Source organism: Chloracidobacterium sp. (assembly GCA_015075585.1).
Taxonomy (GTDB): Bacteria; Acidobacteriota; Blastocatellia; order Pyrinomonadales; family Pyrinomonadaceae; genus OLB17.
This window is the reverse complement of record JABTUB010000002.1, coordinates 363,954-383,866: the sequence shown is the minus strand read 5'-3', so window position 1 is coordinate 383,866 and position 19,913 is coordinate 363,954. Positions and strand designations below refer to the sequence as shown.

At 54.6% G+C, this 19,913-nt stretch carries 16 protein-coding genes; 11 read left to right on the top strand and 5 right to left on the bottom strand.

Going from position 1 to position 19,913, the window contains the following annotated elements:
• The 7 genes from lgt (at position 1) to HS105_10750 (ending at position 11,709) form a co-directional block, all read left to right on the top strand.
• The gene (gene lgt / locus HS105_10780; GenBank protein MBE7517076.1) at positions 1-801 is read left to right on the top strand and encodes a prolipoprotein diacylglyceryl transferase; all 801 of its coding nucleotides are present in this window, start codon (positions 1-3) and stop codon (positions 799-801) included.
• A 75-nt stretch (positions 802-876) separates the two neighbouring features.
• Positions 877-1,830, top strand: coding sequence for an RluA family pseudouridine synthase (locus HS105_10775; GenBank protein ID MBE7517075.1), 954 nt, complete (start codon positions 877-879; stop codon positions 1,828-1,830).
• Positions 1,831-1,883: 53 nt separating this feature from the next.
• Complete coding sequence (locus HS105_10770) at positions 1,884-4,178, top strand: family 20 glycosylhydrolase (protein MBE7517074.1); 2,295 nt, start codon at positions 1,884-1,886, stop codon at positions 4,176-4,178.
• Positions 4,179-4,189: 11 nt separating this feature from the next.
• A complete protein-coding gene (locus HS105_10765; GenBank protein MBE7517073.1) occupies positions 4,190-6,004 on the top strand; it encodes a beta-galactosidase in 1,815 nt (604 codons plus the stop codon).
• Positions 6,001-7,101: an exo-alpha-sialidase gene (locus tag HS105_10760; protein MBE7517072.1), complete on the top strand. Its 1,101-nt coding sequence runs from the start codon at positions 6,001-6,003 to the stop codon at positions 7,099-7,101. Before HS105_10765 ends, HS105_10760 begins: the two co-directional genes overlap by 4 nt.
• The gene (locus tag HS105_10755) at positions 7,049-10,381 is read left to right on the top strand and encodes a glycoside hydrolase family 92 protein (GenBank protein MBE7517071.1); all 3,333 of its coding nucleotides are present in this window, start codon (positions 7,049-7,051) and stop codon (positions 10,379-10,381) included. Before HS105_10760 ends, HS105_10755 begins: the two co-directional genes overlap by 53 nt.
• Positions 10,382-10,440: 59 nt before the next feature.
• The gene (locus tag HS105_10750; protein ID MBE7517070.1) at positions 10,441-11,709 is read left to right on the top strand and encodes a DUF1501 domain-containing protein; all 1,269 of its coding nucleotides are present in this window, start codon (positions 10,441-10,443) and stop codon (positions 11,707-11,709) included.
• Positions 11,710-11,717: 8 nt separating this feature from the next.
• Here HS105_10750 and HS105_10745 read toward each other — a convergent pair whose 3' ends face one another.
• From HS105_10745 to HS105_10730, 4 genes are all read right to left on the bottom strand, one after another.
• Positions 11,718-12,179 (bottom strand): isoprenylcysteine carboxylmethyltransferase family protein, encoded by a 462-nt coding sequence (locus HS105_10745; GenBank protein ID MBE7517069.1) that lies wholly within the window; start codon positions 12,177-12,179, stop codon positions 11,718-11,720.
• 36 nt (positions 12,180-12,215) lie between these two features.
• The gene (locus HS105_10740; GenBank protein ID MBE7517068.1) at positions 12,216-12,605 is read right to left on the bottom strand and encodes a hypothetical protein; all 390 of its coding nucleotides are present in this window, start codon (positions 12,603-12,605) and stop codon (positions 12,216-12,218) included.
• Between the two features lie 33 nt (positions 12,606-12,638).
• Positions 12,639-13,037 (bottom strand): hypothetical protein, encoded by a 399-nt coding sequence (locus tag HS105_10735; GenBank protein MBE7517067.1) that lies wholly within the window; start codon positions 13,035-13,037, stop codon positions 12,639-12,641.
• Positions 13,038-13,410: 373 nt separating this feature from the next.
• Complete coding sequence (locus HS105_10730; protein ID MBE7517066.1) at positions 13,411-14,607, bottom strand: argininosuccinate synthase; 1,197 nt, start codon at positions 14,605-14,607, stop codon at positions 13,411-13,413.
• Positions 14,608-14,661: 54 nt separating this feature from the next.
• Between HS105_10730 and argH the strand changes: the two genes are divergently transcribed.
• From argH to HS105_10710, 4 genes are all read left to right on the top strand, one after another.
• The gene (argH, locus tag HS105_10725; GenBank protein MBE7517065.1) at positions 14,662-16,050 is read left to right on the top strand and encodes an argininosuccinate lyase; all 1,389 of its coding nucleotides are present in this window, start codon (positions 14,662-14,664) and stop codon (positions 16,048-16,050) included.
• A gap of 14 nt (positions 16,051-16,064) precedes the next feature.
• On the top strand, positions 16,065-16,484 hold the full coding sequence (locus HS105_10720; GenBank protein MBE7517064.1) for a hotdog fold thioesterase: 420 nt from the start codon (positions 16,065-16,067) through the stop codon (positions 16,482-16,484).
• A gap of 36 nt (positions 16,485-16,520) precedes the next feature.
• The gene (gene tilS, locus HS105_10715; protein ID MBE7517063.1) at positions 16,521-17,513 is read left to right on the top strand and encodes a tRNA lysidine(34) synthetase TilS; all 993 of its coding nucleotides are present in this window, start codon (positions 16,521-16,523) and stop codon (positions 17,511-17,513) included.
• Positions 17,514-17,691: 178 nt separating this feature from the next.
• The gene (locus HS105_10710; protein ID MBE7517062.1) at positions 17,692-19,587 is read left to right on the top strand and encodes an ATP-dependent zinc metalloprotease FtsH; all 1,896 of its coding nucleotides are present in this window, start codon (positions 17,692-17,694) and stop codon (positions 19,585-19,587) included.
• A gap of 95 nt (positions 19,588-19,682) precedes the next feature.
• On the opposite strand, the gene HS105_10705 is transcribed toward HS105_10710, so the two are convergent.
• Positions 19,683-19,856 carry a hypothetical protein gene (locus HS105_10705; protein ID MBE7517061.1) on the bottom strand — a complete coding sequence of 58 codons (174 nt, stop codon included), beginning with the start codon at positions 19,854-19,856 and terminating at the stop codon, positions 19,683-19,685.
• Between the last annotated feature and the right edge of the window lie 57 nt (positions 19,857-19,913).

Genomic DNA, 19,913 nt, shown 5'->3' with positions numbered 1-19,913 from the left:
ATGTACCCCGAATTATTCAGGATAGGCAATTTTCCGGTCACGACCTACGGTATCTGGCTGGCGTTGGGAATGCTGTTCGCCCTTTTTGCAGCGGCGAGGCTTGCGGCACGTGACGGCATACCGCGCGACCGCGTTTTTGATCTCGGCCTTTGGACACTTGTCGGTGGCCTCGTCGGTTCAAAGCTGTTGATGGCCCTCGTCGAACCGGATGTTCAGATCTTCACCTTCGACTTTTTAAGAAGCGGCGGAGTTGTTTACGGCGGCATCATCGGCGGATTTCTGACGGTCGCCTTTGCGGTACGCTATTACAAACTGCCGTTCTGGAAGATCACCGATGCCTTTGCACCGGCGGTCGCCTTGGGACAGGCATTCGGCAGACAGGGTTGTTTTGCCGCAGGCTGCTGTTGGGGAAAGGCTACGGTGCTGCCGATCGGCGTTCATTTTACAGAAGCGGGACACGAATACACAGGCGTTCCGATCTACGGGCCGGATCATTCGGATCTGTTCCTCTACCCGACGCAGCTTATAGAATCGTTCACGATGCTCGCGGTATTTTTCTTCTTGTATTGGCTCCACAAGAGAAAGAAATTCGATGGTCAGATACTGATAGCGTACGGGATCATCTACTCGATCTTCCGCTTCCTGATCGAGTTCATTCGAGACGATCCGCGCGGCGACCTGTTCGGTCTCACGACAATGACCGGCCTCTCGACCTCGCAGCTTGCAAGCCTATTGGTAGCCGCAGCGTGTATTGTTTTTATGGTCGTTCGCCTGCGTTCGCTCAAACAACGGAACGCGTGAGCGGCCACGCCGCTTTCTGCGCAGAAGTTAAGTGATCAGGATCACGTAATTGGTCGTGCAGGAGCGTGAAAAGATTTGTCTGAGCAAGAAGAGATCATTCAAATAACAGTCTCGTCCGATGACAGCGGCACGCGCCTCGATGCATTTCTTGCCGGAAAGATCGAGAGCCGTTCGCGTTCGCAACTGCAGAAACTGATCGACGAAGAGGATGTAGTTGTAAACGGCGAGACGGCGCGCTCTTCCTACAAAGTACGCGAGGGCGACGTTATCGACGTCGAATTGACCTTGCGCGATGATGTGCGATTTGAGCCGGAAAACATTGCGCTTGACATCGTTTTCGAGGACGACAGCCTTGCCGTTATCAATAAACCTGCCGGAATGATCGTCCATCCCGGTGCCGGCGTCTCGGGCGGCACACTCGCGAATGCGATAGCGTGGCATTTCCGGTCAGAACCGCCTGCGTCAGCGGGCGGTTCTGACCGGATCGGTATCGTACATCGCCTCGACAAAGACACTTCCGGGTTGATCGTTGTCGCAAAGAACATCGAGATGCAGGAGGCACTGTCCGCAGCGTTCCGAGATCGTGAGGTTGAGAAGAGGTACGTCGCTCTTGTACACGGCAGTCCGCGTGAGAACTCAGGAGCGATCGACCGGCCCATCGCACGCGACCGCTGGCACCGCACAAAAATGACCGTTGCCGCGAACGGCCGCAGCGCGCTAACGCTCTGGAAGATTCGCGAGCGATTCGAGAAATTCACGCTCCTCGACGTTGAGATCAAGACCGGACGCACGCACCAAATTCGCGTACACCTTGCCTCGATAAATCATCCTGTCGTCGGCGACAGCATCTATAACGAAGGCCGCGACAATTCGATCGCAAACAACGAGGTAAGAAAGGCCGTCGAGCATCTCGGGCGGTTCTTCCTGCACTCGGCACACCTTGCGTTCGATCATCCAAAGACCGGCGAACGCATGCATTTCACTTCCGAACTTCCACAGGAACTGGCACAATTGCTGAAAATGCTTTGAAGCCTTGAACGCACAAGGGACGCGTGCGTTCCGGTCGTTCAATTGAACTATTTATGAAAAACCTTTTTGCAGCTGTCGCGCTCTCTTTGCTTCTTGTCTCGGTTAATTTTGCTAAGGCGAATGAGATCAATATCATTCCGAGGCCGAATTACGTAAAAGCGGGAGAAGGAAATTTTACACTTGACCATAAGACCAAGATCGTTGCCACGAACAAAGAAGGGCGAAAGTCTGCGGGTGTTCTTAACGACCTGCTTATGGCGCGATATGGCTTTAAATTAGAATATACAAATAAAAAACAAAACAATAACTATATTAGTTTTCAATCTCCGTCTTTGGCGATACAGCACACTCCCGGATCCGATCTCAGTAGTTACGGGCTGGGGATCAATAAAGATCGCATCATAATTGAAGCATTCGAACAAGGACAGTTTCATGCTATTCAGTCGCTGCTTCAATTGTTACCGACAGAATTCAAAGGCAAAGCTGAAATTCCGGCGATGGAGGTGCAGGATTCGCCGCGTTTCCGATACCGCGGGATGCATCTCGATGTGTCGCGGCATTTTATGCCGATCGAGTTCGTTAAGAAGTACATCGATCTGATGTCGCAGTATAAGTTCAATACGTTCCATTGGCATTTGACCGACGATCAGGGCTGGCGGATCGAGATAAAGAAATATCCCAAACTTACCGAGATCGGCTCGAAGCGGCCGGAGACGATGGTTGCGCGAAACTTTTCGCCTTACATTGGCGACGGCATTCCGGTCGAGGGATTTTACACGCAAAAACAGATCAGAGAGGTCGTTGCATACGCAAAAGCCCGCTACATCACCCTGATCCCTGAGATCGAGCTTCCGGGCCACGCTTCGGCCGCTTTGGCGGCATATCCCGAACTCGGCTGCAAGACCGACTACAAGTACAAAGTTCAGACGACGTGGGGCATTTTCAAAGAAGTTTTTTGCCCGACTGACACGACCTTCAAATTTCTCGAAGACGTGATCGACGAGACGATCAAGCTCTTTCCCGATTCGCCGTACATTCACATCGGCGGCGACGAGGTCCTTAAAGACCATTGGAAAGAATCGCCTTTCGTTCAGGAGTTGATGAAACGCGAGAACCTCAAGGACGAGCACGAAGTACAGAGCTACTTCATCCGCCGTATCGAGAAGTTCATCAACTCGAAGGGCAAGAAGATCATCGGCTGGGACGAGATCCTCGAAGGCGGCGTCGCACCGAACGCGACCATTATGAGTTGGCGAGGTGAAAAGGGCGGGATCGAGGCAGCGAACGCACACCACGATGTGATAATGACACCGAACACGTACGTGTACTTTGACTATGGCCAAGGTGATCCGGCATACGAGCCGCTAAATATCGGCAGCTACATTCCGCTTTCGAAAGTTTACGGCTGGGATCCCGTACCGAAAGAGCTTGCTCCGGACGAGGTGAAATACATCCTCGGCGGCCAGGCGAACATTTGGACGGAATACCTCAAAAAGCCCGAGAATGTTGAGTATATGGCGTTCCCGCGTATGCTCGCCCTGTCCGAGGTTCTGTGGACGCAGCCCGCAAATAAGAACTATGCGGATTTCAAACGGCGCCTTGTCGCGAGCCTGCCGCGGCTAGACGCCGAACACGTAAATTACCGCATTCCCGAACCGGGCGGCCTAGAGAATATCGTTACTGCTGAAAAGAGCGTTTCGGTTACGCTGACGCCGGCTCCGGGAACGAAAGTCTATTACACGACCGATGGTTCCGCGCCGACGCGCAACTCCGCCGTCTATTCTGACCCGGTCAAGATCGAACTCAAGGATGAAGAACCCGTGACGCTGAAAACCATCGTCGTAAACGCCGCCGGACGCGAAAGTTCGATCTACGCCGCGACGATAGTTCGTGGAACATTGGCATCGCCGGCCGAGGTAGGGAAGGCCGCAAAACCGGGCGTATCTTACGACTTCTTCATTCCACGCGGTGATATGTCAGGCGAAGGCGAACATCGCACAGGCGAAACGCGTTCGATAATGCTGAACCAATTCGCAAAAACATTCGATCTGACAAAACCATTCGCCGTGACATTCGATGGATATCTAAACATTCCCGAAGACGGCGTTTACGAACTTCTGATCGATTCGACGTGGGACGCAACTCTCGTATTTGATGAAAAGAAGGTCATTGATGAGGCCGGAACGAAGAACAGTTCGATCAAATCGGCGATCGTTCCGCTAAAGGCCGGGCCGCACAAAATATCGCTTCGCTACAACCACCGCGGCGGCGATGCGTATTTCCGTTTCCGCTACGGCATAAAAGGGCGTGGATTGAATCAAGCATACGGCGGGGAATTCGTGCATTGAGATGGTTTGATATGAAGATCTTCTTGGCTCTTGTACTACTAATTCTTGCCGCGGTTGCCGTGGCGGGACAGGGCCGGAGCTTCTCTATCAGCGGCACGAATTTCCTCCTCGACGGCAAACCGGTCGTCATACGCTCGGGCGAGATGCACTATCCGCGAGTTCCGCCCGAACATTGGCGCGACCGCTTTCGCAAAGCGAAGGCGATGGGCCTGAATGCGATAACAACCTACGTTTTCTGGAATCTACACGAACCGAGCCCGGGCAAATTCGATTTTTCGGGCGCGCTCGATGTTGCCCGCTTTGCAAAGATCGCTCAGGAAGAAGGCCTGCTTTTGATCATCCGCCCCGGGCCGTACATATGCACCGAATGGGACTTCGGCGGATTGCCCGCATGGCTCGTCCGTGACGGCAAGATGCAGATCCGTACGAAAGACCCGCGATTTCTGGCCGCATCGACTCGATATATGAAAGAGGTCGGGCGACAGCTCGCCCCGCTCCAGATCCAGAACGGCGGCAATATCATAATGGTGCAGGTCGAGAACGAATACGGTTTCTTCGGCAACGACAAGGATTATCTGAACGCCGTAAAGACGAGCATCATCGACGCGGGCTTCACCGTACCGCTGTTTACCGCCGACGGTCCTGAAGAATGGACCCTAAGGGGCGGCACCTTACCCGACGTCCTACCCGTGATCAATTTCGGAACCGGTCCGGAACCGATCGCACAATTCGACATGCTTGCAAAATTCCGCCCGGGCATACCGCGTATGGTCGGCGAATACTACACCGGCTGGTTCGACCACTGGGGCGATAAGCATCACACCGTCGATCCCGATGCTGTGGCAAAAGGCGTCGACCGCCTTCTCGCGAACGGCATTTCCTTCAGCCTTTATATGTTTCACGGCGGATGGTCGTTCGGCTATATGGCCGGAGCGAATTATTCTAATGATGTTCCGTTCCAGCCCGATACTTCTGATTACGGATATGACGGCGCCCTCGATTCTGCCGGACGGCCGACGCCAAAATATTTCGCACTTCGCGAAGTTTTGAAACGGCATTTTCCCGACGAGCGATTTCCATCGTTAAGAGATGAGACGAAGTTCATCACGATCCCTGAGATCCGACTCGATGAGTTCGCAACGCTCGCCGATGCCGTGAGGACGTTCGGCAAGCCGATTCGCTCAGCGGAACCGAAAACAATGGAGCAGCTTGGGCAGGCGCACGGGTTCGTGCTCTACCGTCACCGCTTCGATGCGGACGATAGGGGAAAGCTTCAGTTCGCCGAACAGCACGACTATTCGCACGTCTTCGTGAACCACAAGTTTGTCGGCAAGCTCGACCGACGGCTTAAGGAACAGTCGATCGGCATCGACGCACGAAAGGGCGATGTGCTCGAGGTTCTTATCGAGAATATGGGCCGAATTAACTGGGGGAACGATCTCGTTCTCGATCGCAAGGGCATTACCGGAAAGGTGACACTCGACGGCCGCGAGCTGCGGAATTGGGGAATGATCCCGCTCACATTCAATGATCTTCGACGGGTGAAATTCAAACGCGGCATGTCCGACCCGGTTCTGTTTCGCGGTTCGTTCACGCTCAAGGAACTCGGCGACACATTTCTCGATATGCGCGGTTGGGGCAAAGGCCACGTTTGGGTGAACGGCCACCACCTCGGGCGATTCTGGAGCATCGGACCGCAGCAGTCGCTATACCTTCCGATCGGTTGGCTCAAAAAAGGCCGGAACTCGATCGTTGTCCTCGACCTCGAGAACAAGGGCACGCGAACCTTGAAGGCCGGGCCCGAGATACTTTACGAAACAAAATGAAAAAGGCCTTGCTGCTCATCCTCGTACTTTCCGCGACCGTTTTTGCGCAAAAGACGGTCGTGTTCACGAGCGGCAGCGACGGCAACGCATCGTATCGCATTCCCGCGATCGTCAGATCGCCTTCGGGCAAACTCCTTGCGTTCGCCGAAGGACGCCGTGACGGCGCAGGTGATTTCGGCGACGTCAACATCGTCCTGAAGACAAGCAGCGACAACGGCAAGACCTGGTCAGCGCTGCAGGAGGTCGTCGATAACGGCCGCCTGCAGGCAGGGAATCCGGCTCCGGTCGTCGATCTCTTGGACAAGCGATATCCGAAAGGTCGGATCTTCTTGTTCTACAACACAGGCGATGCGACAGAGCCTCAGGTACGCCTCGGCAAGGGAACGCGTGAGGTTTGGTACAAAACTTCGGTCGATGACGGCCGCACGTGGTCGGAGGCCGTGAATATCACCGCACAGGTCAAACGCACCGATTGGCGTGCTTATGCGAATACGCCCGGCCATGCGATCCAACTCACAACAGGCAAATACAAAGGCAGGCTTTTTGTCCCGATCAACTATTCGGCAGGCGAACCCCAAAAGGACTTTTCGGATTACATGGCCGCGGCGTTCTACTCGGACGATCACGGCAAGACGTTCAAGATAAGCGCCGACATTGGCATCAAGGGCAGCAACGAGGCAACGGCCGCCGAATTACCTAACGGCGGTGTGCTTTTTAACGCACGTAATCAACGAGGCGATCAGAAATATCGTATTTCGGCACGAAGCAGCGACGGCGGCGCGACATGGGAATCAGCAGGCTTTGACACGCAGCTTCCAGATCCGGTCTGCCAGGGCAGCTTGCTCTCGATCGGCGGCAACACGATCGCTTTTGCGAACAATGCCGATCAAAAATTTCGAAACAACCTTACGCTGCGGATCAGCCGCGACGAAGGCAAAACCTGGAGCCGCGGCTTCCCCGTCGATCGAGGCGTTGACGCGAAAAACGATCCGACCGGGTATTCGGATATCGTCGTGATCGACAAACGCCGTATCGGAGTTCTGTATGAGAATGAGAACTATCGACAGATCGCTTTCACGATCATCAAATGGCGATAATGCAAACGAGGCTAATGCCAATATGAAACAACGAATTCCCTTTGCATCTAAGCGTTTCTTCTCTGCGCCTCTGCGTCTCTGCGGGAAACTTCCCTTCTCTGCGGCTCTGCGATTCTGCGGGCTACTTCTGCTCACGGCTTCCTGCTTACTGCCATCGGTCTCCGCGCAGACGCGCGACTACACCCGCTGGGTAAACCCTTTCATCGGTACGGGCGGCCACGGGCACACATTTCCCGGTGCGACCATCCCGTTCGGGATGGTGCAGCTCTCGCCCGACACACGCATCGACAACTGGGACGGCTCATCCGGCTACCACTATTCCGACGACATCATCTACGGCTTCTCACACACGCACTTGAGCGGCACGGGCATCCCGGATGGTTGCGATATTCTGTTTATGCCGACGGTCGGAGAGCCGCAGTTCTTTGCGAAGGAGGGCGATAAGTCGGTAAACGGCTACGCCTCGAAATTCTCGCACGCGAACGAGAAGGCCGAGCCTGGGTACTACTCCGTAAAATTGGACGATGACGCAATTCTGGCAGAGATGACGGCGACAAAGCGAGTTGGCCTGCACCGATACACTTTCCCGGCCAACAGCGAAGCGAAAATCACACTCGATTTGACGTGGCGCGACAAGACGTTGATGTCACAGATCGATGTCAAGGGAGATCGAGTTGAGGGATGGCGACGTTCTTCTTCATGGGCGAAGGATCAGACCGTATACTTTGTCGCCCAGTTCTCCGAACGCTTCGCTGCACCGTATTGGTACGAAGAATACACCTACCCAACGCCTCATATCACGAAAGATCAAGATTGGATAGACAGTAGTTTGGGTGAACACATCCGAGTTGCTTTTCCCTTCGGTAGGCCCGAGAATCGACAGATACTTATAAAAGTTGCGATCTCTTACGTTTCCATCGAAGGTGCGCGGAAGAACCTCGAAGCAGAACTTCCCGGCTGGGATTTTGACAAGGTTCGGGCCGATGCAAAAGCGGCGTGGAATAAAGAGCTGAGCAAGATCGCGGTTTCGGGCGGCACCGACGCTCAAATGACGAACTTTTACACGGCGTTGTACCACACCGCGATCCAGCCGAATGTTTTTAGTGATGTGGAAGGGAAATATCGCGGCCACGACGGGAAAGTTCATAGCCTACGGAACGCGGACACTCCTGTCCGCATCGCCGGTTCCTCCGGCGAAACGGTCGCGGCCAAGCAAAAAGTTCGCAACACACACGCTCGTTCGCGTCGAAACGACGCTCATGCGGACAAGAGTGTCCGCGTTCCGTCGGAGCAATACACTGTCTTCTCGCTTTGGGACACGTTCCGGGCGGCGCATCCGCTTTATACGATCATCGATCAAAAACGCACGGTCGATTTTATCAACACATTCATACGCCAATATGAGCAGGGCGGACGGCTGCCTGTCTGGGAACTGTGGGGCGAAGAGACCGACACGATGATCGGCTATCACGCCGTCTCAGTTATCGCCGACGCGATGGCAAAAGGCATCAAAGGCTTCGATTACGAAAAGGCGTATGAGGCCGCGAAACACAGCGCCGAACTCGACCATTTCGGCCTCGCCGCATACAAAAAACGGGGCTACATCTCGATGGAGGACGAGAACGAGTCCGTCTCGAAAACGCTCGAATACGCGTACGACGACTGGTGCATCGCGCAGATGGCGAAGGTAATGTTCCTTCGCGACCAAAAGCCAACAAAGAACGCCCCGAAAGCGAACATTGATAGCAAGGGCGTGGCACACTTTCCGATCGACATAGAGAAGCAGGCCTACCAGGATGACTTCAAAAAGTACATCCAGCGTGCTCAATATTTCGAGAACCTTTTCGACCCTTCGACCGGCTTTATGCGGCCGAAAAGGAACGGCGGATTTGTCTCGCCGTTCGCTCCGAATGAGGTGACGTTCAATTTTACCGAGGGCAATTCGTGGGTTTACACATTCTTCGTTCCGCAGGATGTGTCGCGGCTGATGGAATTGATGGGCGGCCGTGAGAAGTTCGCAGCGAAGCTCGATGAATTGTTCACGACGAAGGATAAGCTGACAGGTCGCGTCCAACCCGACATCACCGGCCTGATCGGCCAGTACGCGCACGGCAACGAGCCTTCGCACCACATCGCCTATCTTTACGATTACGCTCACGAGCCGTGGAAAACGCAGAAGTACGTTCGGCAGATCCTCGATGAATTTTACAAGCCTACGCCCGACGGCCTGATCGGCAACGAGGACTGCGGCCAGATGTCGGCGTGGTACATCATGAGCGCCGCGGGATTTTATGAGGTAACGCCGGGCAGCGGCATCTACGCTTTCGGCACGCCGCTTTTCCCCGAGTTGAAATTCAATCTGGAGAACGGAAAGACCTTCACCGTTCGTGCAAAGAACGTGTCGCAGGCGAACAAATACATTCTCAACGCTAAGTTCAACGGTGCACCGTACAAAAAAGCATTTATCACGCACGAAGATATTATGCGCGGCGGCGTGCTCGAGTTCTCAATGATCGATCAGCCGGTCAAGACCGCATTTGATCACTTTCCTGTTTCGTCGATAGATATTTCGACGACCGCAGTGCCTGTCATCGAGGGCGAACGTATATTCACGGACAAAACGCTAGTAAAGATCGAACCGCCTGTGGGCGGAGCCATCATTTCGTGGAAGGATGATCGCGATAACAGGACGTGGCGTTCGATGTGCTGCGAAGGCATCCCGATATCTGAGACGACGACCATCACCGCCACCGCCGAGAACGGCGACGGCATAAAAAGCCCCGAGGTCTCCGCAACATTTTACAAACGTCCGAATGACTGGTCTGTAAAGATACTGTCGCATTACAGCAGTCAGTACAACGGAGGCGGGGACGAGGGGCTGATCGACGGTATTCGCGGAACTGTGAATTTTGCGTCCGGTGAATGGCAAGGCTATCAAGGGCAGGATTTCGAGGCCGTTGTCGATATGAAGCGGCCAACAAAGATCAGCGAGGTCGGCGGCGGATTCCTTCAGGTCGCGCGCTCCTGGATATGGATGCCGACGACAGTCGGGTTCGAGGTCTCGGACGACGGCGTGAATTTCCGCCCGGTCGCCGAGATCAAGACGGATGTCCCGGTCGAGGATATGACACCGATCACTCGCGATTACCTTAGAAAGATCACGCCCGTCTCTGCCCGCTACGTCCGCGTAAAGGCAAAAAATCTCGGCAAGATCCCCGCGTGGCATCCCGGTGCCGGTTTTGACGCGTACATTTTTGTTGATGAGATAATCATTAGATAGGCCAATTCGACCGCCGATGCGTCTAATATGGTGACATTGAACGCTACGCGAGGAGTTTTATGGATAGGCGTTATTTTTTGAAAGCAAGCGGCATCGGATTGGCGAGTTTTGGGCTGATGGCAGCCGCTCCCGATTTTCTTCATCAATTTGCGGCCGCACAGACCGCGGCAAAGGACTCAAAAAGAAAAAAGATCATCGTCACGATCTTCCAACGCGGAGCCGTTGACGGGCTGAATGTGCTCGTACCATACGGCGAAAGCGAATACTACAGGCTTCGTCCGACCATCGCCGTAAAGAAGCCGGGCGATTCGGATGGCGTTATAAAACTCGATGACACGTTCGGCCTGCATCCGGCGATGGCTGCGTTCAAGCCGCTTTGGGATGCAGGAAATCTTGCCGCACTGACCGCCGTCGGTTCGCCTGACAATACGCGTTCGCATTTTGACGCACAGGACTATATGGAATCGGCCACGCCCGGCGTAAAAAGCACAAGGGACGGCTGGCTCAACAGACTCTTGCAGCAATCGAAGGATAAGGGATCGTCGCCATTCCGCGCAGTTTCTATGACACCCGTGCTGCCGCGTTCATTGTACGGCAAGGCTCCGTCGGTGGCTATGGCGAATCTCAACGACTTTTCCATCAAGGCGGGCGTTTTCAGCTCCGACCTGAAAAATGGATTTGAAGGGATCTACGAACAGAACGTCAAGGATACGCTCGAAGGGACAGGAAAGGAGACGTTCGAGGCTGTCGATTTCCTAAAGCGGGCGGCCCCCGGACAGTACAAACCCGAGAACGGCGCACAGTATCCGAACAGCCAGCTTGGCCGCTCACTCCGGCAGATCGCTCAGCTCATTAAGGCCGGCGTCGGCCTCGAGGTAGCATTTACGGATACGGGGAGCGATATTCGTTGGGATACGCATACGAATGAAGGCAGTGGCCGCGGCCAGCTCGCCAATTTCTTGCGGATATTCTCGCAGTCGATAGCGGCTTTTACCGCTGATCTCGGCAAGCGAATGGATGACGTGATCGTTCTTACGATGAGCGAATTCGGCCGCACCGTGCGAGAGAATGGCGGACGCGGCACTGACCACGGCCATGCGAATACGATGTTCGCGATCGGCAATTCTGTCAAAGGTGGCAAGATCTACGGCGATTTTCGCGGCCTTGCGTCCGATAAACTGTACGAAGGCCGAGACCTCGACGTTACAACCGATTTTCGAGACATCTTCGCAGAAGCCTCGCTCAAGCATATGGGCGTACGCGATCTGGCAAAGATATTTCCGGGCTACACGGCAAACTCAGCGAAGTTTCGCGGATTTCTGAGCTGAGGGCGTGGCTAAAGCCATCGCCGCACGGACGAGCGATATTCAACGTAGGGCGTGCCGAATTTTTTCTCAATGGCACGCTCTTCGGCTTTTATTTGGAATTGTGTCATATAGGCGACGAATGCCGCCAAGCCGATCACCGACAGCGGATTCCCAAAGAAGATGCAGGCTGCTGCCAAGCCGATCGCAAGGCCGAGATACATCGGATTGCGGGTGAAGCGGAACGGGCCGTTCCGGACGATCATATCGGTATTTTCGGGTGTGTGAGGATTTAATGTAGTGCCTGCACGCCGAAACGTGACAATGCCCCACAGTGCGAGCAAAAAGCCCGCGGCCGCGATCAGCGATGCTGTCGGAAGCAGATATTGCGATGAAAAGGACAGCGTCGGGAAAAGACGGGCGATACCCCACACGATGGCGAGGCTTGCCAATGCGATCACGGGCGGCGGGATCTTTTTATCAAGAAATGCCATATCCGGTTCCGGGCCGATGCTTCAAAGCTGATGTTATCAGCTTTGCCGTCGCAGGCCTATCGCCAACGGCATCAAGCCGAACAATAAAAGCGAGACGGCGTACGCAAGGCCGGAAACAGGGTCGCGGCCGGTGATATATTGAGAGAGAGAGCGTCCGGATGCAGCATTTACCGCGACCTCGGCAGATACCAGAAATACAAGTGCAAGAAAGCCCGCACAGGCTAGCCTGTTCAGGCTGAATTTGGCGCGCGCAAAAAGAAGATACGCGATCGCGGCGGAAGCAGCGATCATTAACGGAAGTTCTGCAAGCTCAGCCCAACGCTCGCCGATACGCGGCACGATCAGCAGAACACGTATAACACCCATCAAGAAACCGACCGCAAAAACGGAAACGAAATAGACAAGGGCCGCCTGCAGAACACGCATCCGGATAACTTTAGCAATGAATGACCGCAGCGATTACTTTTTCTTGTAGTTCGGATTGTAGGCCGCTGCGACGTCAAAGTATTTATAGCCCGGCTTTCCGCGTCCCCAAGAGTAGAGCAGATATTCAGCGTACTCGTCTTCTTGGGTTGCCGGATCGTACGGGTTGTCTCCCGGATTGGCTGAGAAATATCCCTCGAAGTACATCAGCTTCATCCAGCTTGCGGTAAAGCTTGCGAGCTTGGCACCCGGCAAGTTGCCGGTCAAGACGTTGAAGTAGCCGCCCATTCCGAGCTTCTGTGCTATCTTTTCAGTGATCTTGTTAAGCTTATCCGCGACCTGATCTTTTGGGAGCTTTTTCGAGTAGTAACTGATCAGGTAGTTCCAGATGGCCCTTCCATCTTTTTTGATCTGCTTTTCGTCAATACCAGCCATATAACCTCCGAATTGGATCTAAAATTTGAACAAAAGCGGCACTATTGCCGATGACCGAGTCGGACAGTCTGAGCGGGAGCATTCCCTGACCTCATTCCGGAACGTATCCGAAGTAAGACGTGCGAACCTCACGTCTTTTGCAGAAAAAACTGACCGAAATATCATATCCGTTCACCGGCGGCGACATCGACAATGCGGAACAAAGAATATTCTCGGACGAATGCAGCGATCTGCCGGAAAACATTTCGGTGCGTGGTCGGGAATATTATCGGTTAAACTTTCAAGATAGCTATGTAGATATCATAGGAAGCATTCAATTATCAAGCCATTTCTGAGGCCGATGCGGGTAAAAGTGGCGCTGCGATGACGACCTTCACTCCATATTTCGCAGCCGCAAACGCAGGGCTTGGAGCTTGATGAACCCTTCGGCATCGTGTTGGTCGTAAGCCCCCGCATCGTCCTCGAAGGTAACTACGCGTTCGCGGTACAGCGAATTCGGCGAGCGGCGGCCCGTAACGATCACATTACCCTTGTAGAGTTTCAGGCGAACATCGCCGCTGACCGGCTCTTGTGTTTGGTCGATCATTGAGCGGAGGATCTCGAATTCGGGTGCGAACCAAAATCCGTAATAGACCGACTCGGCAAATTTCGTGCTGAGGCTGTCGCGGAGCCGCGTTACCTCGCGATCCATTGTTATGGACTCGAGTGCGCGGTGCGCCGTTTGTAGAATGGTAACGCCGGGCGTTTCATATACGCCGCGCGACTTCATTCCGACAAAGCGATTCTCGACCAGATCGACGCGGCCGATGCCGTGTTCGCCGCCCAGATGGTTTAGCGCGGAGAGCATATCTACGGCGCCGTAGGACACACCGTCGATCGCGACAGGCTCGCCTTTCTCGAACGTTATCGTGATCTCGCGTACCGTATCAGAAGCGTTCTCGGGCGAGCGTGTCATAAGGAAGATATCTTCGGGAGGGGCCGCCCACGGATCCTCGAGAATGCCGCCCTCGTAGCTGACGTGCATAAGGTTCCGATCCATCGAATACGGCTTTTCGGCGGTGGCTGTTACCGGAATTCCGTGTTTTTCACAGTACGCGATCAGGTCGGAGCGGCCCTTGAAATCCCAATGCCGCCACGGTGCGACGACCTTGATATTCGGCTGCAGAGCATAATATGTAAGCTCGAAACGCACTTGATCGTTGCCCTTGCCCGTGGCTCCGTGTGCGACGGCATCCGCGCCTTCCTTTTGGGCGATCTCGATCTGGCGTTTTGCGATAACGGGGCGTGCAAGCGATGTGCCGAGCAGATAAACGCCTTCGTAAAGTGCGTTTGCCTTGACCGCCGTCCACACGAAATCCTTTACGAACTCCTCGCGAAGGTCCTCGGTATAAAGCTTCGAAGCACCTGTTGCGATAGCCTTCTCCTCAAGGCCGTCAAGCTCCTCGCCCTGCCCTACATCCGCCGTATAGCAGATCACCTCGCACCCGTAAGTCTCCTTTAGCCAAAGGAGCATCGCCGATGTATCCAAGCCGCCCGAATAGGCAAGCACTACTTTGTTTATTTTTTGCATAGGTTAGCCAATATTCATAAATCAACCTACAATTATAACTGCAGAGTGATTTTAATGAGCAACTCAGGACAGCTTTGGGGCGGCCGTTTTACCGAAGAGCCGAATGAAGTATTTACTAAGTTCAACGAGTCATTCTCGTTCGATCGGCGGCTTTTTGCGGCAGATATTACGGCAAGCATAGCTCACGCCGGCGGATTTAGGCGCGCGGCTGTTTTGACCGAAGACGAGTTTCGCTCGATACGCGACGGTCTTAGTGAAATGCTTCGGGAATACGATCAAGCAGGTGATGCCTATTTTGAAGCGGCATCAGAGGACGTCCATTCCTTTATCGAGGCTCGGTTGATCGCGAAGATAGGCGACGCGGGCCGCAAACTCCACACCGGCCGTAGCCGCAACGATCAGGTGGCGACGGCCTTTCGGCTTTGGCTGCGCGGCGAGATCGACACGCTCGGGGCATATATCACGGACGCGCAACGCTCGTTGATCGCGTTCGCCGAGCGGCATTCCGAAGCCGTGATCCCGGGCTACACGCATCTGCAGAGGGCACAGCCCGTAATGTTCGCTCATTGGTGCCTCGCGTATTTCGAAATGCTTGAGCGCGATGCGGCGCGTCTTGCGGATGCTCGAAAACGTGTGAATGTGATGCCGCTCGGCTCCGGTGCTCTTGCGGGGACAGGCTTTCCGATCGACAGGGAAGCGGTTGCGCGTGATCTGGGGTTCGAAGCGATATCGCCAAACAGCCTTGATGCTGTCTCGGACCGCGACTTTGCGGTCGAGTTCGCTGCGGCCGCGGCACTGATGATGGTGCACCTTTCGCGGCTTGCCGAGGATATGATCCTTTATTGCTCTTCGGAATTCGGGTTCATGACGCTGAGCGACGCTGTTTCGTCGGGTTCGAGCCTAATGCCGCAGAAGAAAAATCCCGACGCGCTTGAACTTCTGCGCGGAAAGTCTGGCCGCGTTTTTGGATCGCTCGTCGGCCTTTTGACCATTATGAAAGGGCTGCCGCTTGCCTATAACAAGGATATGCAGGAGGACAAAGAGGCCGTTTTCGATATCGTTGATACGGCGGCGATCTCTCTGCGGGCGGCCGCAACGGTGATCGATAATGCGTCGCTGAATGAAGATGCCGCATTGGCCGCGGCGACGACTGGTTACCTCAACGCCACCGAATTGGCAGATTATCTTGTAAAAAAGGGCGTGCCGTTCCGCACCGCACACGCAGCGGTCGGCAAGGCGGTGCTTTTCGCCATAAGCAAGGGTGTTGAGCTGGGAGGACTTTCGCTTGAAGAGCTGCGGCAGTTCTCAGATGCGGTGGAAAAGTCGGTTTTTGATGAACTTTTGCCCGATGCAACGCTTGCGTCGAAATCCGCCGTCGGCGGCACATCGCCATCGAATGTGAAGGCCGCGCTGACAGCGGCGAGAAAGCGTGTCGGCAAGTAGATGGTGTTTTCATAATGGATAGAGCAAAGTTGATGAAAGAGACGGCGGAGAATGAGCTGATGCAGTTCCTCGGCGTCAAGATCATCGAGGCATCCGGCGAACGTGTCGTCCTCGAAATGGAAGTAACGCCAAAAGTTCATCAGTACGTCGGCATTATGAACGGCGGCATCTCGCTGTATCTCGCCGAAACTGCCGCGTCGGTCGGCGTGGTCGCGAGTGCCGATCTTGATCGTACGACACCCGTCGGCATCGAGATCAATGCGAATCATTTGCGGGCCGTAAGCCGGGGCAAACTCACAGTTGTTGCCGAACCGGTACATTCCGGGAAAACGCTTGCGGTTTGGAAGATCGATATTACCAATGAACGCGGCAAACTTGTCTGCACGTCGCGGCTGACGGCGCTGATACAGCGGCGAGCGGCTTATAACGGATAGCGTTTCAGCGCAGCGCGTATCCGCGATCCTCTTCGCGTGAGAGATTTCGAGAGACACTTGATCACCCAATGGCGAAGCCTCGAACTGCCGGCTGCGGGCGTTACGGTCGTAGTTGGTGTCTCGGGCGGCGCTGATTCGTTGAGCCTTCTGCTGGCCCTTCACTCTCTCCGTAAACAGGAGAAGCTCGCGATACGGATCGTCGCGGCACACTTCAATCACGGTATTCGAGGCGGCGAGAGCGATGATGACGAAGAATTCGTTCGGTCAATAACAAGCCGGCTTGGGGTTGAGCTTGCGGTCGGCCATGCACACGGGCTCACGCGCGGAGCGGATGTCGAGCAGCGTGCCCGTGCAGCTCGGTACGAGTTTCTGGCTCGCATTGCCGAGAATGTGAAGGCATTCGCCGTCCTTACCGCCCACACGATGAATGACCAGGCTGAAACGTTCCTGATGAACCTGCTCCGAGGAAGCGGGCCGCGCGGCCTGCAGGGCATTAAGCCGAAAAGGCTGTTTACCCGTGAATATGGGGCTGACCGCAAGCGGACGGCGGAAAATATCTTGCTCATACGGCCGCTGATCGGGTGGGCAAAGCGCTTGGACACCGAGGCTTTTTGCCACGAATGCGATGTTGCGTATCGTTACGACTCGATGAATGAGGATACCGCATACCGCCGCGTACATATCCGGAAGATCCTGATGCCGCTTTTGGCGGATATCAACCCCAACATCATCGAGACGCTTTCGCGCACGGCTCTATTGATGCAGGGATTGCCGCTGCCGCATATACCTTGGGCAGATGAGGATGAGCCTTTGATCGCCCCGCTGCGTGAAATGAGCGAAAATGAGCGGCTCGATGCGGTCCGCGTGTGGTTAGAGGCCCGCAGGGACAGTACGCGCAGCTTGGGGCTTAAGCACGTACAGGCCGTCGTATCGCTTGCCCTCAGCGAAAAGAGCGGCCGGCGTGCCGAACTTCCGGGCGGCTTTAGTGTCGTGCGTTCGCGGGGGCGTTTGATCTTTAAGCGGAAATAGGTTGAAAATTACCGTTTGGCAAACTAAAATCAAAGATTGGCGTTACTTAGCGGGCGTCTGTTTTATAGGTAACAACGCGCTTTTGGCCCGCGACATCAAAGCGTAAAGCGGTGTCGGAAAGGACGCAGTTGGAGGCTGTAATTTGAATTCGAAATCTAAGCAAGTTCTTCTTTGGTTAATGATAATATCGAGCGCGTTGGTGTTCGTATGGTTCCTGCAGAAGGGCCAAGCGAAACCGGCGCAGGAGCTCTCGATCGACTCTGCCATCACACGCATTAACAATAAAGAGATCAAACAGGCAGTGTTCAAGCAGTCGCAGGTCGAATTTACCGATGTGAATGGTGCGAAATTCGTTACTACGGTCGGCGGAGACCCGACGGTCGAGCTTCTAAAAAAGAAGATCGATGACTTTAACGATCAAAATCCCGGAAGTTCACAGATCACGACCAGCGATGAGGCAAAAAGTGAGGGTTGGGGCTGGATCCTCTTGATACAGGCATTGCCGTTCATCCTGCTTATGGGTTTTCTCGCATTTACGCTGCGGCAGATGCAGGCGGGCGGCAACAAGGCTCTCTCGTTCGGAAAATCGAAGGCAAAGCTGCTCAATAATCAGCAAAAACGCGTAACGTTCAAGGACGTCGCCGGTGTGGATGAGGCAAAAGAGGAACTGCAGGAGATCATCGAATTCCTTAAAGATCCGCAGAAGTTCCAAAAGCTCGGCGGCAAGATACCAAAGGGCGTCCTAATGGTCGGCCCTCCGGGAACGGGCAAGACATTGCTTGCAAAGGCGGTCGCCGGAGAAGCGAACGTTCCTTTCTTCTCGATCTCGGGTTCGGATTTTGTTGAGATGTTCGTCGGTGTAGGTGCAAGCCGAGTTCGCGACCTGTTCGAGCAGGGCAAGAAGAACGCTCCGTGCATCATCTTTATCGACGAGATCGATGCCGTAGGGCGGCATCGCGGTGCGGGGCTTGGCGGAGGACACGACGAACGTGAGCAGACGCTCAATCAATTGCTTGTCGAGATGGATGGTTTTGAATCCAACGACGGCGTTATCCTGATGGCATCAACGAACAGGCCCGATGTGCTCGACCCTGCGTTGCTTCGGCCCGGCCGTTTTGATCGGCGTGTTGTCGTCGGGCGTCCGGATGTTCGCGGACGCGAAGGCATCTTGAAGGTTCACACGCGAAAGATACCGCTTGACGAAGGCGTTGATGTAAGCGTCATCGCACGCGGCACGCCCGGCTTTACCGGAGCCGACCTTGCCAACATAGTGAACGAAGCGGCACTTAACGCGGCGCGTTACAACAAGAAAGTTGTAACGATGAGCGACTTTGAGATCGCAAAGGACAAGGTGATGATGGGTGCTGAGCGGAAGTCGATGGTGATTTCCGACGAAGAGAAACGCATTACCGCCTATCACGAAGCCGGCCACACGCTTGTCGGGCTTAAAGTACCCAATATCGATCCTGTTCACAAGGTAACGATCATCCCGCGCGGCATGGCGCTCGGCGTTACGATGTATCTGCCGGAAAAAGACAGGCTGTCGGCATCGAAAGAGTATTTGCTTGGCCAGATCGCGATGGCGATGGGCGGCCGCATCGCCGAGGAAATCTTTATCGGCAGCATCACGACCGGTGCGTCGAACGATATTGAAAAGGCTACTGAGGTTGCACGAGCGATGGTTTGCGAATACGGTATGAGTGAACTTGGCCCGCTTACCTTCGGCAAGAAGGAAGAGCAGATATTCCTCGGGCGCGAGATCGCGCAGCACCGCGATTATTCGGAAGATACGGCCATAAAGATCGATGAGCAGGTCAAGAAGATCGTATCCGAGCAGTACGCTCGTGCTGAGAAGATCATTCGCGAGAATCACGACGCCATGGTGCGGCTTGCTGAGGCGCTTCTCGAATTTGAGACGCTCGACAGCGTTCAAATACGCCGTGTTGTCGCCGGATTGCCGCTTGATGGTGAAACTTCTACGCCGGATGATGACGGCGGAACGCCGGAGACCGAGGGTCCTTCGACCAATCCGTTCAAGAAGCCGATCCTGCCGCCGACGCCGGCGACCGCCTGAGCATTTACGGCGTGCAGAACGGTCGTGTTCAAGAGGCTGTCCGAAAAGGCGGCCTCTTTTCCGTTGTTGAAGCGTTGCTATAAAGCATTGCGCAATTACATCACGGCATTGCGCACGAACATCACGGCATTGCGGACGAACATCACGGCATTGCGCACGAACGTCACGGCATTGCGCACGAACGTCACGGCATTGCGCACGAACATCACGGCATTGCGCACGAACATCACGGCATTGCAGCCGTTCATCATCGAAATGTTACCGTACATTGAGCCAATGTGTCAGAGAAGCCATTCGCTGCAAGAGTGGTAAACTGTGATGTTCGG